Origin of the sequence: Yersinia ruckeri ATCC 29473 (assembly GCF_000754815.1) — a bacterium.
Classification (GTDB): Bacteria; Pseudomonadota; Gammaproteobacteria; order Enterobacterales; family Enterobacteriaceae; genus Yersinia; species Yersinia ruckeri.
In genome coordinates, this window is record NZ_KN150747.1 from 3,122,641 (window position 1) to 3,137,013 (window position 14,373).

Below are 14,373 nucleotides of genomic sequence, written 5' to 3' on the forward strand. Positions count from 1 at the left end.
AAACTGTAAATTTAAATTTACATTCATTGTAACGACGATTTGACAGACTAATAACAATCGACTACTCTGCTGCACTCAATAATTTTAATAAAATGTGGGTTAGTAGAGGAAAGCGTGAAGAATCGCACTCTTGGCAGTATTTTTATCGTAGCGGGAACCACTATCGGCGCAGGGATGCTGGCTATGCCACTCGCTGCGGCTGGCGTGGGTTTCAGTGTTACCCTGATTCTATTGGTCTCCCTATGGATGTTGATGTGCTATACCGCGTTGTTATTGGTTGAAGTCTATCAATATGAAGCGGCAGACACCGGGCTGGGAACGCTGGCCAAACGCTATCTTGGCCACCGTGGTCAATGGCTGACCGGCTTTAGCATGATGTTTCTGATGTATGCCCTGACATCTGCCTATATCAGCGGAGCCGGCGAATTGCTGGCAACCAGTATCAGCCAGTGGACGCAACAAAGCTTCCCGACCTATCTCGGCGTGTTGCTGTTCACGCTGGTCGCCGGTGGCGTGGTGTGTATTGGTACCCATTCGGTGGATCTGTTTAACCGGATACTGTTTACGGCAAAAGTGATTTTTCTGGTCATTATGCTGGCATTAATGATGCCTCATGTGGAAAAAGCCAACCTGCTGACCCTGCCGTTGGAGCAAGGGCTGGCACTTTCGGCCATTCCAGTGATTTTCACCTCTTTCGGCTTCCACGGTAGCGTACCCAGCATCGTTAACTATATGGGTGGCAACATCCGCAAATTGCGTTGGGTGTTTATTATCGGCAGCGCCATCCCACTCATCGCCTATATCTTTTGGCAGTTAACCACGTTGGGTGCCATTTCCTCCAGTACCTTTGTCGGTATTCTGGCGCAGCAGGCTGGGCTGAATGGTTTGCTACAGGCGGTACGTGAAGTGGTCGCTTCACCACACGTAGAGTTAGCGGTGCATCTGTTTGCCGATCTGGCACTGGCCACCTCTTTCCTTGGCGTTGCGCTGGGGCTGTTCGATTATCTGGCAGATTTATTCAAACGCCGCAATACGGTACGTGGCCGTCTGCAAACCGGGCTGATTACCTTCCTGCCACCATTGATGTTCGCCTTGTTCTATCCTCGTGGCTTCGTCATGGCTTTGGGGTTTGCCGCTGTGGCATTATCGGTGCTAGCACTGATCCTGCCGTCATTATTGGCGTGGAAAGCCCGTAACCTGCATCAGGAACAACGTTATCGTGTCTGGGGTGGGAAACCGGCTCTGGCGCTGGTATTTACCTGTGGCGTGACGGTTATTGCTATTCAGGTGGGTATTGTGACCGGCGTTTTACCCGCCGTAGGCTGATCATTTCAGTGAAGTGACCCGCAATGATGGGGTAGGAAAAGACGGGGGCCAGTTTATGCTGCTCACCCATTTTATCAGGTGCGCCTTATATCCCCGTCCTTCAGGGCGGGGAGGATGTCAATATCAGAAGTTCAGGCCAGCACCAAGATAAATACCATCGGCCAGACGGTTATCGCGATGACCGTCCTTACCTTCCATATTGATATAGCGATAACCTGCATCAATAGTTAATGGACGGAGGACATTCCAGCGAACGCCAGCATTGGCTTCGGTATAAGATTTCATCCCGCTGGTCATGGATTCCGGTGCGACATAACCTTCCCCGTAGAGGGTGAAGGATTTGGTGATTGGATAACTCAAACCACCGCCAACAGCGATAGCGCCACCGTTTTTTCCGTCTTCCGGAGCCATATAAATACCTTTACCGCCGATGGTTGCCATCAACGAGCCGATCGGTAGATTAAAGCCCAGGCCAAAGCCAGCCATCTCGCCATCGTGGTCGCTACGCGCCCAGTTACCGCTCATTGTCAGTCCGCCAGTATTGGTGCCCATACCGAAGCCCAGATTGGTATAATGACGACCTGCTTCACCGGTGATGCTGATTGCACTGGCGGAACCAGCAACAAACAGCAAACTCGCTGCACAAGCGATAAATGTCTTTTTCATATTTTCTCTCGTTATTCTTCATTTTCCTGGCGAACAACTTGCCCGACAGGATTTTACACCACAAGTTTAACCGAAAAATAAACCATAACAACCCAGAAAAAACCGATTATATAACTCATTATTTCCGTTGATTGAAATTAAGTACGCCAAACCGCCAATTTAGATTTTCTAATCCTAACGATAACTCATACCTATTTGATGAAGTAGACCAATAAGACTACAACTAGTGGGGAGATCAAAAAGCAGTAAGCTGTAATTGGTTAAAGTCATTCTTGCCATTTGGCAATAAGTCCAATTTTTAACAAACCCATTACAAAATCCGCCCCTACATTTTTAATTAATTCAACGGCAATACTGGAGAAAGTGATGAGCAAAAAAAAAGGGTTAACAACCGCCGCTGGTGCGCCGGTTGTCGATAATAATAACGTGATTACCGCTGGCCCACGTGGCCCAATGCTGTTACAGGATATCTGGTTTCTTGAGAAGCTGGCTCACTTTGATCGGGAAGTGATTCCTGAGCGCCGTATGCACGCTAAAGGTTCTGGTGCTTATGGTACCTTCACTGTCACCCACGACATCACTCAATATACCCGAGCAAAGATTTTCGCTGAAGTGGGTAAGAAAACCGATATGTTTGTGCGTTTCTCCACGGTAGCCGGTGAGCGCGGTGCCGCTGATGCAGAACGCGATATCCGTGGTTTTGCCATGAAGTTTTACACCGAGGAAGGCAACTGGGATCTGGTCGGTAACGATACGCCCGTGTTCTATTTACGCGACCCGTTGAAATTCCCCGATTTAAACCATGTGGTTAAACGTGACCCCCGCACCAACCTGCGTAATCCCATCTACAAGTGGGACTTTTTCTCTCAACTCCCTGAAGCATTGCATCAGTTAACCATTGATTTCAGCGACCGTGGCTTACCGAAATCCTATCGCCATATGCACGGGTTTGGCAGCCATACCTTTAGCTTTATCAACGGTCAGAACCAACGTTATTGGGTGAAATTCCATTTCCGTTGCCAACAGGGTATTGAAAACCTGATGGATGACGAAGCTGAAAAACTGATTGGTTCCGATCGGGAAAGTTCGCAGCGAGATCTGTACGAAGCCATCGAACGCGGTGATTTCCCACGTTGGAACCTGCAAGTGCAGATTATGCCAGAACAGGAAGCTTCCGAGGTGCCATACAACCCGTTTGATTTGACCAAAGTTTGGCCACACGCGGATTATCCGTTAATTGATGTCGGTTACTTCGAACTGAACCGTAACCCGGAAAACTACTTCTCAGAAGTGGAACAAGCCGCTTTCAACCCCGCTAACGTGGTGCCTGGTATCAGTTTCTCACCGGATAGAATGCTGCAAGGTCGTCTGTTCTCATACGGTGATGCTCATCGCTATCGCTTGGGCGTCAATCATCATCAAATCCCCGTTAATGGAGCCAAATGCCCATTCCATAATTACCATCGCGACGGTGCCATGCGCGTGGACGGCAACAGCGGCAATACCGCCACTTATGAGCCGAACAGCTTTGGTTTATTCCAAGAGCAACCTGATTTCAGCGAACCGCCGTTAACGTTGACCGGTGCTGCGGATCACTGGAATCATCGTGAAGATGATGATTATTTCTCTCAACCACGCGCGTTGTTCAATTTGCTCAGTGCAGAAGAGCACCAGCGGATGTTTACCCGTATCGCCGGTGAATTGTCACAGATTCCTGAAGCGATCCAACACCGTCAGATTGAGCTGTTTGAGAAAGTTCACCCCGATTATGCGGCTGGGGTTAAGAAGGCTCTCGGATTAAATTAGGGTTATTTTAGTCATCAGCTCGGTTGCTAAGCATCCGAGTTGGTTTCGGTTGAGACTGATGTAGCGGTAGCGTTGTCTCAGTCGCTTCAACCAAGCAGGAGGGTCGCCTCTTCTGCTCGGTTGAAGCTAAATGAACCCTGAAGTGATGATAACCGAACACTCACTCACTGATGGTCTATACATTAGACAGGAAATCAAAAACATCCCGCCGCGACACCTTGATGCCACCTTTTTTCAGTTCATCAGGTAATCGATAAAAAGCCACTGGCCGTTGGAATGGTGCCAGTTGGGGTGCTAGCCAGTCAGAAAGTACCGGCCATGTTAGCTCTGGGGAGCATTCGATAACCGCCACTGGCCGTTGGCCAAATTCCGCATCCTCCACCGGCAGGATAAAAGCGTGTTGTACCTGTGGGTGCAATAACAGAATGCGCTCAATATCTTCCGGTTGAATGCCTTCTCCACCACTGAAAAACACGTTATCCAACCGCCCAAGGATATGCAGTTCATCGTCCAACCACTGCCCACGATCACGGGTATGTAGCCAGCCATTCTCATCAGTCAATGGACGTAACCCGCCCTGCTGCCAGTAACCGGCAGCCAGGCAGTCGCCTTTAACCCAGACTTCCTGATCCACCAGTTTGACTTGCCGCCCCGCCAAGGCTACGCCGACACCCGCATTGCCATTGGCGCGTTTGGCACACACCGTCGAGGCCGCTTCCGTCAGCCCATAACCACACCAACAGCGAATGCCTCGTGCTTCAGCCTGTTCGGTTAAATCCGTCGGGATCATCGCGCCACCCAGCAGCACGGCTTTCAGACTTGAGGTTCCTGCCGGTTGAGCCAGTAAACGCCAGAGTTGGGTGGGCACCAGCGAGGCGTGAGTGCAACCTTCCAGCGCCTGCGGTAATGGTTGCATATCACGAATAACCAGCGTAGCACCGACGCTGAGCCAGCGCCAAACTATGCCCTGACCGGAAACATGAAACAGCGGTAATGACAGTAGCCAACTGTCGCCGACGACAAACGGCATCAAAGCCAATACGCCAGCGGCACTGGATAAATGCGCGTCCAGTCGGTGTACTGCCGCTTTTGGCAAGCCGGAGGAGCCGGAGGTCAACGTCATGGTAGCCAGTCGTTGACCGTCCCACGGTGGCGGAACAATAGATTCAGCGGCGCTATCAACCAGTGTAGTCAAACCCAATCCGCTCAAATCATCGTTTTGATCAGTGAAAATAAAGTCAATAGCCAAATTCGGCAACAAGGGTTTGAGCAGTGATATCGGTAACTGTGGATTGAGGGGTAAAACGCGTGCCGCACACTGTAGCCCCGCCAGATAGGCCAACAGTAAGCGGTAGCTGTTTTTACCTCTGACCACCACACCCGCGCCTGCGGTGACGCCCTGCTGGTGAAAAGCCGCCGCGACGCCATCAATATCAGCAACCAACTGTTGCCAGTTGATTGTCTGTTCACCAAGCCGCAAGGCTGCTGCCAATGGCCGCACCGTCGCCCAATGCCGCCACGGCCATTGGTTTAGCTGCACCATGCCAGTTCCAGCTGCTCAATAGACACCAACGGTAATTTGCTTTCCGGCCAAGGTCGCACTAACTGCACCTGCATCAGATCCAGCGTATCGAGGCCCGGTACCGTATCCGGCGTTAACCAACTGGCCAGACGCGCTAGTTGGGATAAACCTAAACTGGACTCTATACTGGAACTGATCACCGCCACCAAACCCACCTGATGTGCCTGCTGCACCAATTGCTGACAACGCGCAATACTGCCCACCAACGTCGGTTTAATCACAATGGCCGCGACGCCCGGTTCGGCCTGTACCTGAAAATCAGCTTCACGCACACTTTCATCCCAGGCGATGGCAATACCGGTATCACGGGCAAAAGCGCGCGATTCATCGCGGGTTTTGCAGGGTTCTTCCAGAAAGGCAATTCGGGAGCGCAATGCGGGGTTGACGTATTTGGCAAAACCTTCGGCCTTGGCCGCCGTCCAACTGCGGTTCGCATCCAACCGTAAGGTCAAATCTGGCAGCGCTTCCAGCAGCACATTGACAATCATTCCATCGCGCACCGCCTCATATAGCCCGACTTTCACTTTGGCAACTTTGTCACCCGGTAGAGCCATCAGCACCTCAAACAGCTCATCGGGATCGCCATTACACAGTGGCGCTTTGCGGTAATCTGCCGGTATCGGTAAGCGCTGTTCCAGTTCCGCCACGGCACAGCTCAGGCCAAAAGCGACGGATGGCAATGGACTCTCCAGTACCGGCTCACCAGCAACCCAGCCTTTCAACCATAGCAGCGCGGCAGATTCAGCTTCGGCCAGCGTTTCCTGACTGAATTCCGGTAGCGGCGAGATTTCTCCCCAACCTTGGTGTTCACCATCACGCAGCTCGACCAGCAGCCCATCACGGCTTTTCAACCGTTGATTGCGCAGCACCACGCCTGCCTCCATCGGCAGGCTAAAGCGATAAAGTTTCACCCGGCGCATTACGGATTACGCTTAAATTTGCTGAAGTCCGGCTGACGCTTTTCATTAAACGCGTTACGCCCTTCCTGACCTTCATCCGTCATATAAAATAGCATGGTCGCGTTACCGGCCAGCTCTTGCAGACCAGCCTGACCATCACAATCAGCATTCAGAGCCGCTTTCAAGCAGCGTAATGCCATCGGGCTGTTTTCCAGCATTTCGCGACACCAGCGTACTGTTTCTTTTTCTAAATCAGCTAATGGCACCACAGTGTTGACCAGCCCCATATCCAATGCCTGTTTGGCATCGTATTGACGGCACAGGAACCAGATTTCCCGCGCTTTTTTCTGGCCGACAATCCGCGCCATATAAGAGGCACCCCAGCCGCCGTCAAAAGAACCGACTTTCGGGCCTGTTTGCCCGAAAATGGCGTTATCTGCTGCGATAGTCAGATCACAGATCAGATGTAAAACATGGCCGCCGCCAATAGAATAACCGGCCACCATCGCCACGACCGGTTTCGGGCAGGTACGAATCTGGCGCTGGAAATCCAGGACGTTAAGGTGATGAACGCCACTGTTATCCTGATAGCCGCCGTAGTCGCCACGTACTTTTTGATCGCCACCCGCACAGAAGGCCTTATCCCCTTCACCGGTCAGAATAATGACTCCGACATGATCGTCATAGCGGGCATCGGCCAGCGCCTGAATCATCTCTTTTACTGTCTGTGGGCGAAAAGCATTACGTACCTGAGGGCGATTAATGGTGATCTTGGCGATCCCGTCGTGGGATTTGTGATAGCGGATATCTTCAAACCCGGCTGAGCAATCTTGCCATTCAATGGCGGCGTACAGTTGTTCTTCGCTCGGATAAAGCATAGTAAGCATTCCTTTAACGGGAGAGTGATAAGAATGAACGCACCTGCGCGGCAAAAGCACCGGGATTAGCCCGGTGAGCATTATGGCCAGCCTCGGCAATAGTGCATAAAGGCAACCGATACTGATAAGCCAGTTGCTGAAATTTATGATCCTGCTCGCCGCATAAATAGGCGAAAGGCAGTGAAAGCTGACGCAACGCGGGCAACAAATAAGGTTGATGACCCAACGAGGTGGCTTCAAGCATAGCAGCGATAGCCGAGCCACGATTGACTGAACGCAAATCCACTAGCTGTTGACGCTGACTGGCGGTCAAATCGGCAAAAATCGGCTGCAAATACCAATCGGCCAGCACCTGTTGGATCGGTTCCTGACGGAAACGACTGGCCCAGCTAACATCATGCTGCAAGCGTTCGCGGCGCAGTACATCCTCTTCCAACCCCGGATTGGCCGCTTCCACCAGCAGGCCACGTAGCCGACCATCATCGGCATGGCAAGCATAATACATGGCGATGCGGCCTCCCAACGAATACCCCACCAGCCAGTAATCCTGAATATTGTGTGCTGTTAATAGCGCATCCAGTTGGGTGCTGACGGCGGAAAAATCGCGGGTGGTCTGTGCCACCGAGCCACCGTGGCCCGGCAAATCGACCAATAACGATGGATATTCACTACAGGCTTCCACCACCGGTAGCCAATCCGCACCATTGCCCAGCAGGCCATGTAGCCATACCAACCAGGGACCGTTTTGTTGCGGATTGACGACACGACTGGCCAGTATCACAGTTCAGCGACCCGTTGCACCAAATGTTGCAGGGTTTCAGCGCCCTCACTGGAGGGAACCTGAATTTCGATCAGCGTCATGCCAACCTGCCGCCAGCTTTGCTGAACCTGATCCCGCAATTGTGGCCAACTGGATGGGCAGGCATAGCGTAGGCCGAACATCGCTGCGGCATGCTGGAAATCAACATTTTGTGGCATACAGTAAAAACGTTGGCGATCCTCTTCCGGTGTTGGCAACAAAGAGAAAATCTGCCCACCGTTATTATTGACGACCAGCAGCACCGTCGGCGCAGAACATTGTCGCAGCAACGCCAGCGCGTTCATGTCGTACAGCGCAGACAAATCCCCCACAATAGCCAGTGTCGGTTTGGCTGTCGCCCGCTGTACTCCAGCGGCGGTTGAGAGCAAACCATCAATACCACTGGCTCCGCGATTGCTGTACACCGGATAACCCGCCGGTAGCTGCCCAAGGGCATCGACCAAACGTACAATTAAACTGTTACCGACAAACAGTTGGCCATTTTCCGGTAATAATGACGCCAATCGGTGAGCAACGGTGGCTTCGCCAAACTGGTCGTTAAGGTACTCTGCCACGCAAGCCTCAGCATGCCTGGCCCACTCCGCCAGTTCCGCCGCCCAGGGTGCGCGGCACGGCGCTGGGTGCTGCAATAACCACTCGCTGATATTGGCCTGTAGGCGACGACCGCGATGGTTGGCAGGATCCAGACGGCCAGGCAGAGGATCCACCAGCCAGAATTCTTCCGGCTGACATTCTGCCTGCCACTGCAATAAGCGTTTGCCGGTCAGACTGCTACCAAACTGCACGACTAACTGAGCTTGTTTCAACAGATTGCATGCCCGTGGATGGCCTAGCCATAAATCGGCGCAGGGCAGCGGTTGACCGGTTTGGGACAAAACATCACCCAGCAACGGCCAGCCCAATGCTTTGGCCCATTCAGCTACCTGAACCCCCTCTTCCGCACTCATACGTCCGGCAATCACTACGCCACGCTTTTGCTGCCAACTAAACCAATCTGGCTGGATGGTGTGGCTAACCACATGGGAAGAACGCAACCAGGGTTCACGCCCTTGCCACCATGCCCCCAACTCCATTGACCAGGCCGCGTAGCTGACGTCATCACCACCGTATAACGGTTCGGCAAACGGACAGTTAATATGCAGCGCGCCATGTTGTAACTGCGACATCGCATTATCGAGCGTAGAAACTAACCAACTGGCTGTGATATCTGGCGTCGGCCGTGGCAGATTCAGGCTAATGGCGGGATGGCTGGCAAACATCGCTTGCTGGCGGATAGCCTGATTGGCTCCGCAATCAATCAATTCTGCTGGACGATCTGCGGTAAGAAAGATCAGGCGTTCGCCAGTCAGACCGGCTTCTATCAACGCAGGATAAAGATTGGCGGCCGCCGTGCCGGAGGTGACAATCACCGCCACTGGCTGCCCAGAGGCTTTCGCCAAGCCAAGAGCCAAATGCCCCAACCCACGCTCATCGAAATGGGTATGACAAACCAGCGACGGATTCGCCGCCGCAGCCAGCGTTAAGGGTGTAGAGCGAGACCCCGGAGCAATGCAGATATGACATACACCGTGGCGGGTCAATGCCTCCAGCAGCAAGACCGCCCAACGGCGATTAAAAACACTTGTCGACATGGTTCGCTCAACAGTCAGTTAACAGGCTGATAGCCTAAATAAATATTTTCACTGGGTGGCGAAGAAAAAGCCCTGCGCCAGGCCAAAGTTTTGTCGTTCAGTCGAACAATAGCTTTAATGAATAATAGCTTTGTCGATCAATAGTTTTATAGAACAATAGCTTTATCAATCAGTGGGTTTATCAATCAATCGTTTTATCGAGCGGTCGTGGCGAGATACCATCAAAATGATGGGTATGGCATCTCGCGGTACGCCACCCGCAGAAAACCACTCAACTCGTTGATTAAGATGAATTTTAATTTCTCACAACCCTACCGCACCACACAACTGAGATCTAGTTTACACCTGCCGAATCAACGCCACAATCCGCCCTTATGACTCGTGGGGATACCCATCATCATGCATCACGCTACTCCCCTTCCAGCAGAGTCAGTAATCCAGCAGATTTGTTTTCGATTTCCAGCCATTCCATCAACGGATCGGAACCCGCCACAATCCCTGCGCCAGCATAAATTCGAACCTGATTGTCTTCGACCTGCGCCGAACGCAGCGCTACGGCAAATTCGGCCTGTTCCCGGCAGAAATAACCGGCAGAACCGGCGTACCATGCACGAGAAAAAGGCTCGTGCTGACGAATAAACTGACGCGCAGCCTCCCGAGGCAATCCGGCTACTGCCGCAGTTGGCTGCAAGCGTAGCAGGCAGTCTGCGTCACTGCTGCGCTGTAGCTGTGCCTGAATACGCCGACGTAAATGCTGCACTTTACGTAAACGGATAACTTCGGCTGGCATCACGTCGACCGCCGAAACGCCGCCTTGCAAACGCTGGCAGATATCGTCCACGACCAGCAGGTTTTCTCGCTGATTCTTATCGTCACTGACCAGCCAGTTCGCCATACGCGCCGCCTGAGCATCATCTCGATCATTGGCGACCGTCCCCGCCAGTGCTTCGGTTTCCAATTGCAGTTGATGGCGACGATAAAGGCGCTCAGGGCTGGAACCGATAAATGCCCGCCGCGCATCAAAGCGCAGCATAAAATGAAAACACTGATGATTAACCTGACGGCTAGCCGCCATCAATGCTGGGCTGAACAGCGGTTCCCGCAGCGTCAACTGCGTGATCCGTGCCAGTACCACTTTTTCCATCTGCTGACTGGCAATAGTTGCCAACGCCTGTTCCAGTAAGCTATTCCAGCCAGGTTGTTCCGGCAGATGCTGGCTATTTTCCATTTCAACCGATAACGCGGGAATAGGACGCGGAGCGACCATCTGTCCGATAAAATCGTTGGCCTGACGGGCATCCTGTAGCAAGGAGCTATCACTGGCCAGATTGAGCGTCAGATAGGTTTCACCGCCACGGCGCAGCAGTTGTAATCGCGGCAAAAACAGAAAAGCAGAAGATTGATTGGCAAAAGGGGCATGAGCAGTAGCTTCAGCTTGTTCTGGCGGTTCAAAAGCATTCAAGCCCCAAATGCGTAGCCCGGTTCTGGCGGCTTGCCGTTGGATAAAGTCATCAGCGGCATTGATATCGCCAAACTGCTGTACCTGACCACACATGGCCGCTTCTTCATGACCATCTCGATGCCGCCAGTAAAACTGCGGGTACAAGGGTTGGGCTGCTAACCATTCCAACAATTGGCTACTGAGTGCCGTGGCTACTGGCAGGATAATTTGCTGAACACCGGGACAGTCGGGAAACCCAGCATCCAGTTTATGCTGTAATTTTTCCAGCAAATCAGAAAGTTGTGTCACGACCACCTCGGAAAATCAACATAAAGAGTGGGATTATACGGGGTGATGGCAATAAGAAAAGTCACAACCGAACGTTATTAGTGTTTATCACACTAATAGTTAATATTGAGGGTAAAATTTACCCATTTAGTGTTACTGGCATCCACCAGCATAGCCAAACGCGCTGAACCGGATAAATAGCCTGACCTGATTTTTTAGATAAATAACCAAGAGAGGCTAACTTCTGCGCGACGACATTCAGTCAAACCAGCAAGCGATTAACGGCGAGTCAGCAGTAAACCGACAATCAGGCCGACGGTGGCACCAATACCGACACCATGCCAAGGTTTTTCACGCACATATTCATTCGTGCGGCATACTGCATCTTTGGCTCGTTCAATAGAGCAATCCATCTTGCCATTTAAACGATCTCTAACTGCTTTGAGGGTATTTTCTGCCCGGGCTTTGACTAGCTGATAACCGTCATCCCCCATATTACCAGATGACCGCAGCACCTCTTCCAACGTATCAGTCAGCATGTTTAAATCATCATCTAACGAGGTCTGTTGGGGCGCATTTACTCTGCTCATGTGACATCTCCGTGATTAAATAAATCAATTACCGCCAATAACCCTACTCTATAACCATAGCTTAAAGAGGAAATATACGATGAGATAATCCGTAGCTCTCGCATCATTTATCAATATCCATCGCTCTGAGCCACGGTACTACGGCTTAATCCAAATCCTTTAAATGGCAGCAGCTATCAATTTCCTTCACTATCCAACACCGCCGAAACCGTTGGCTGTGGTCGCTGGTTTTTCAGTTTGTCTCTTTTAGCCGCCAGCCATAATCCACTGTTTTTCATCGCATAACCAAATACCAATCCTACCAGCAGGGAGACAGAAACCCACTGCCAATCGCCGTTACCAGCAAAGGTTGCGCAGGCACCGATAAACGTGCCGGGAACGAATGAAAACCATTGCTGGCAAGCCTGAATACACATCAAAAAGGCCACGATACCCGTCAGAAAATAGCCGAAGATGGCCCATTCCGGCTGCAACGCGCTGCCATGTATAATCAGCATGGCCCAGAATATGCCACTAGCAACGGTGAGCAGACTGATAATCAATCCTTTTATGCCGCCCTGTGGGCAGGCAAAGTAGGCGGTACAACCGAGAAACCCTGCCCAGCTTATCAGGCCGTATGTCACGGCAACCCAGCCCCAAATACCGGAAAGAACTCCGGTGGTCATGGCAATCATCAAAATAATGTTCATCAGCATCACTCACGATAAATGGTATCAATAGGACTCGCGCTATAAATGCATTTTATCCGAACCCATGTGGTTTATAGCGACCAAAATCACAATTATCATGACAAAAGCGCAAGTGATTACACTTTTTTGTGATTAAGATCGCAACTAATTGAGCGTCTGAGTAAAAAACGCAATCTCTCTACGACGGCGGCCTGACGCTAACGTGACGGTAATGAAAAACCCCCTGCCAGCTCATGCTAACAGGGGGTTTTTCATCAACACATAAGGTACAGAAAACCGGATTAGATTACCGATCAGAACATCGGTTGAGCCATCTGAACCAACGAAATCAGTGGCTGCGGATAAATCCCAAGGAACAGTACTAGAATCGCAGAGATCAGAACGACTACGCCGCCAGCGGTCAACGCCCAGTTGCTTGGGGTATCACGCACCAGTTTTTCCGGCGGACTGAGGAACAGGCTGACGGTCACACGCAGGTAGTAATACAGACCAATGGCACTACCCAGCACGACCGCACCGGTCAACCACCACAGACTGGCGCTGACGCCCATCGCAACGACAAAGAACTTACCAATGAAGCCCAATGTCATCGGGATACCCGCCAGAGACAGCATCATCACCGTCATCACTGCCGACAGAATAGGTTTATGCCAAAACAGGCCGCGGTAAGAGAACAGTGATTCTGCATCCGGACCTTTGTACGGGCTAGACATCAGGCTCACCACGCCGAAGGCACCCAGGCTGCTGAACAGGTAACCGGCCATATATACGCCCACGGTTTCCAGTGCCAGCTGATGGGTTTGCACCGCCACCAACGCAATCAGCAAATAGCCAAGATGTGCAATGGAAGAGTAACCCAACAAACGTTTGATATTACTTTGGCTGATCGCCATCAGGTTACCAAACAGAATTGAGGCAATGGCAATCAGCGACAACACCAGACGAATCGCTTCGCTGTCGGCAGCTGGCGCGTACATAAACAAACGCATTACCACGGCAAAAATAGCAATCTTGCTGGCGGTGGCCAGGAAGGTTGAAACCGGTGCTGGCGCGCCCTGATAAACATCCGGGGTCCACAACTGGAAAGGCACCAGCGACAGTTTGAAGCCCAGGCCGACAATCATCATCCCCAGACCGGCCAGAATTAGCGGCTGGTGAATAACCGAGTCACTCAGACTTTTACCCAGTTCGGTGAAGGACAGACTACCAGATTCTGCATACAGCAGCGCCATACCAAACAGCAGGAATGACGACGCAGCAGCCGACAGCAGCATGTACTTGATACTGGCTTCCAGCGAACGCTTCTGGCGATAGGCATAACCAATCAGGCCAAACAGCGGCAAGGAAATCAGTTCAATACCGAGGAACAGCGAAGCCAGATGATTGGCACTGGCCAGCAGAATGCCCCCCATGGCAGCGATCAGCACCAACAGGTAGAACTCTTCGCGGTTGTCCGGATAACCTGCCAACCACGGATAGGCAAAGGTTGCTGTCGCCAGGCTGGCGATAATCACCAGCCCGGTATAGAACATCGCGTAACCGTCAATCCGCATCAGCGGCGTGACATCCATTGGCCCGACTTGCCCGACGAAATACAGGGAAAGCAGCGCCAGGTTAAGTCCGATAACCGTCAGGGTGGCGTTGATAAAGTGATCGCGTCGCCACGCAATGGACAGCATCACAACCACCACCGTCAATCCGACGATCAACAGCGGTAGCATTGCGATCAGTTGTTGAGGAGTTATTGTCATGGCGAA

At 51.8% G+C, this 14,373-nt stretch carries 12 protein-coding genes; 2 read left to right on the forward strand and 10 right to left on the reverse strand.

The features are described from left to right. Window positions 1–114: 114 nt before the first annotated feature. Window positions 115–1,326 (forward strand): tyrosine transporter TyrP, encoded by a 1,212-nt coding sequence (gene tyrP / locus DJ39_RS14030; RefSeq protein WP_004717830.1) that lies wholly within the window; start codon window positions 115–117, stop codon window positions 1,324–1,326. Between the two features lie 123 nt (window positions 1,327–1,449). Here the strand turns inward: tyrP and DJ39_RS14035 are convergent, their stop codons facing one another. Next, a complete protein-coding gene (locus DJ39_RS14035; RefSeq protein WP_038244209.1) occupies window positions 1,450–1,992 on the reverse strand; it encodes a YfaZ family outer membrane protein in 543 nt (180 codons plus the stop codon). Between the two features lie 366 nt (window positions 1,993–2,358). Here DJ39_RS14035 and DJ39_RS14040 point away from each other — a divergent pair, with 366 nt between their 5' ends. After that, window positions 2,359–3,798: a catalase gene (locus DJ39_RS14040; RefSeq protein ID WP_038244211.1), complete on the forward strand. Its 1,440-nt coding sequence runs from the start codon at window positions 2,359–2,361 to the stop codon at window positions 3,796–3,798. 175 nt (window positions 3,799–3,973) lie between these two features. Here DJ39_RS14040 and menE read toward each other — a convergent pair whose 3' ends face one another. The 9 genes from menE to nuoN form a co-directional block, all read right to left on the reverse strand. After that, on the reverse strand, window positions 3,974–5,341 hold the full coding sequence (gene menE, locus DJ39_RS14045; protein ID WP_038251494.1) for an o-succinylbenzoate--CoA ligase: 1,368 nt from the start codon (window positions 5,339–5,341) through the stop codon (window positions 3,974–3,976). Beyond that, window positions 5,329–6,300 (reverse strand): o-succinylbenzoate synthase, encoded by a 972-nt coding sequence (menC, locus tag DJ39_RS14050; RefSeq protein ID WP_004717835.1) that lies wholly within the window; start codon window positions 6,298–6,300, stop codon window positions 5,329–5,331. The genes menE and menC overlap by 13 nt, the downstream gene beginning before the upstream one ends. After that, window positions 6,300–7,157, reverse strand: coding sequence for a 1,4-dihydroxy-2-naphthoyl-CoA synthase (gene menB, locus DJ39_RS14055; protein ID WP_038244216.1), 858 nt, complete (start codon window positions 7,155–7,157; stop codon window positions 6,300–6,302). Before menB ends, menC begins: the two co-directional genes overlap by 1 nt. A 13-nt stretch (window positions 7,158–7,170) precedes the next feature. Then, a complete protein-coding gene (gene menH / locus DJ39_RS14060) occupies window positions 7,171–7,938 on the reverse strand; it encodes a 2-succinyl-6-hydroxy-2,4-cyclohexadiene-1-carboxylate synthase (RefSeq protein WP_080547523.1) in 768 nt (255 codons plus the stop codon). Next, entirely contained in the window at window positions 7,935–9,608 is a 1,674-nt protein-coding gene (gene menD, locus DJ39_RS14065; protein ID WP_038251495.1) for a 2-succinyl-5-enolpyruvyl-6-hydroxy-3-cyclohexene-1-carboxylic-acid synthase, read from the reverse strand. The genes menH and menD overlap by 4 nt, the downstream gene beginning before the upstream one ends. Window positions 9,609–10,017: 409 nt before the next feature. After that, a complete protein-coding gene (gene menF / locus DJ39_RS14070; RefSeq protein WP_038251497.1) occupies window positions 10,018–11,358 on the reverse strand; it encodes an isochorismate synthase MenF in 1,341 nt (446 codons plus the stop codon). A gap of 257 nt (window positions 11,359–11,615) precedes the next feature. After that, the gene (locus DJ39_RS14075; RefSeq protein ID WP_004717839.1) at window positions 11,616–11,927 is read right to left on the reverse strand and encodes a DUF883 family protein; all 312 of its coding nucleotides are present in this window, start codon (window positions 11,925–11,927) and stop codon (window positions 11,616–11,618) included. Between the two features lie 176 nt (window positions 11,928–12,103). Then, window positions 12,104–12,616 (reverse strand): DUF1097 domain-containing protein, encoded by a 513-nt coding sequence (locus DJ39_RS14080; protein WP_038244223.1) that lies wholly within the window; start codon window positions 12,614–12,616, stop codon window positions 12,104–12,106. A gap of 293 nt (window positions 12,617–12,909) precedes the next feature. Continuing rightward, the gene (nuoN, locus tag DJ39_RS14085; protein WP_004717841.1) at window positions 12,910–14,367 is read right to left on the reverse strand and encodes an NADH-quinone oxidoreductase subunit NuoN; all 1,458 of its coding nucleotides are present in this window, start codon (window positions 14,365–14,367) and stop codon (window positions 12,910–12,912) included. Window positions 14,368–14,373 lie beyond the last annotated feature (6 nt).

Bases quoted from the DNA above. Each gene is read 5' to 3' on its own strand.
- DJ39_RS14035 (WP_038244209.1), bottom strand. From the start codon at position 1,992: ATGAAAAAGACATTTATCGCTTGTGCAGCGAGTTTGCTGTTTGTTGCT.
- DJ39_RS14040 (WP_038244211.1), top strand. From the start codon at position 2,359: ATGAGCAAAAAAAAAGGGTTAACAACCGCCGCTGGTGCGCCGGTTGTC.
- menE (WP_038251494.1), bottom strand. From the start codon at position 5,341: ATGGTGCAGCTAAACCAATGGCCGTGGCGGCATTGGGCGACGGTGCGG.
- menC (WP_004717835.1), bottom strand. From the start codon at position 6,300: ATGCGCCGGGTGAAACTTTATCGCTTTAGCCTGCCGATGGAGGCAGGC.
- menB (WP_038244216.1), bottom strand. From the start codon at position 7,157: ATGCTTTATCCGAGCGAAGAACAACTGTACGCCGCCATTGAATGGCAA.
- menD (WP_038251495.1), bottom strand. From the start codon at position 9,608: ATGTCGACAAGTGTTTTTAATCGCCGTTGGGCGGTCTTGCTGCTGGAG.
- DJ39_RS14075 (WP_004717839.1), bottom strand. From the start codon at position 11,927: ATGAGCAGAGTAAATGCGCCCCAACAGACCTCGTTAGATGATGATTTA.
- DJ39_RS14080 (WP_038244223.1), bottom strand. From the start codon at position 12,616: ATGAACATTATTTTGATGATTGCCATGACCACCGGAGTTCTTTCCGGT.
- nuoN (WP_004717841.1), bottom strand. From the start codon at position 14,367: ATGACAATAACTCCTCAACAACTGATCGCAATGCTACCGCTGTTGATC.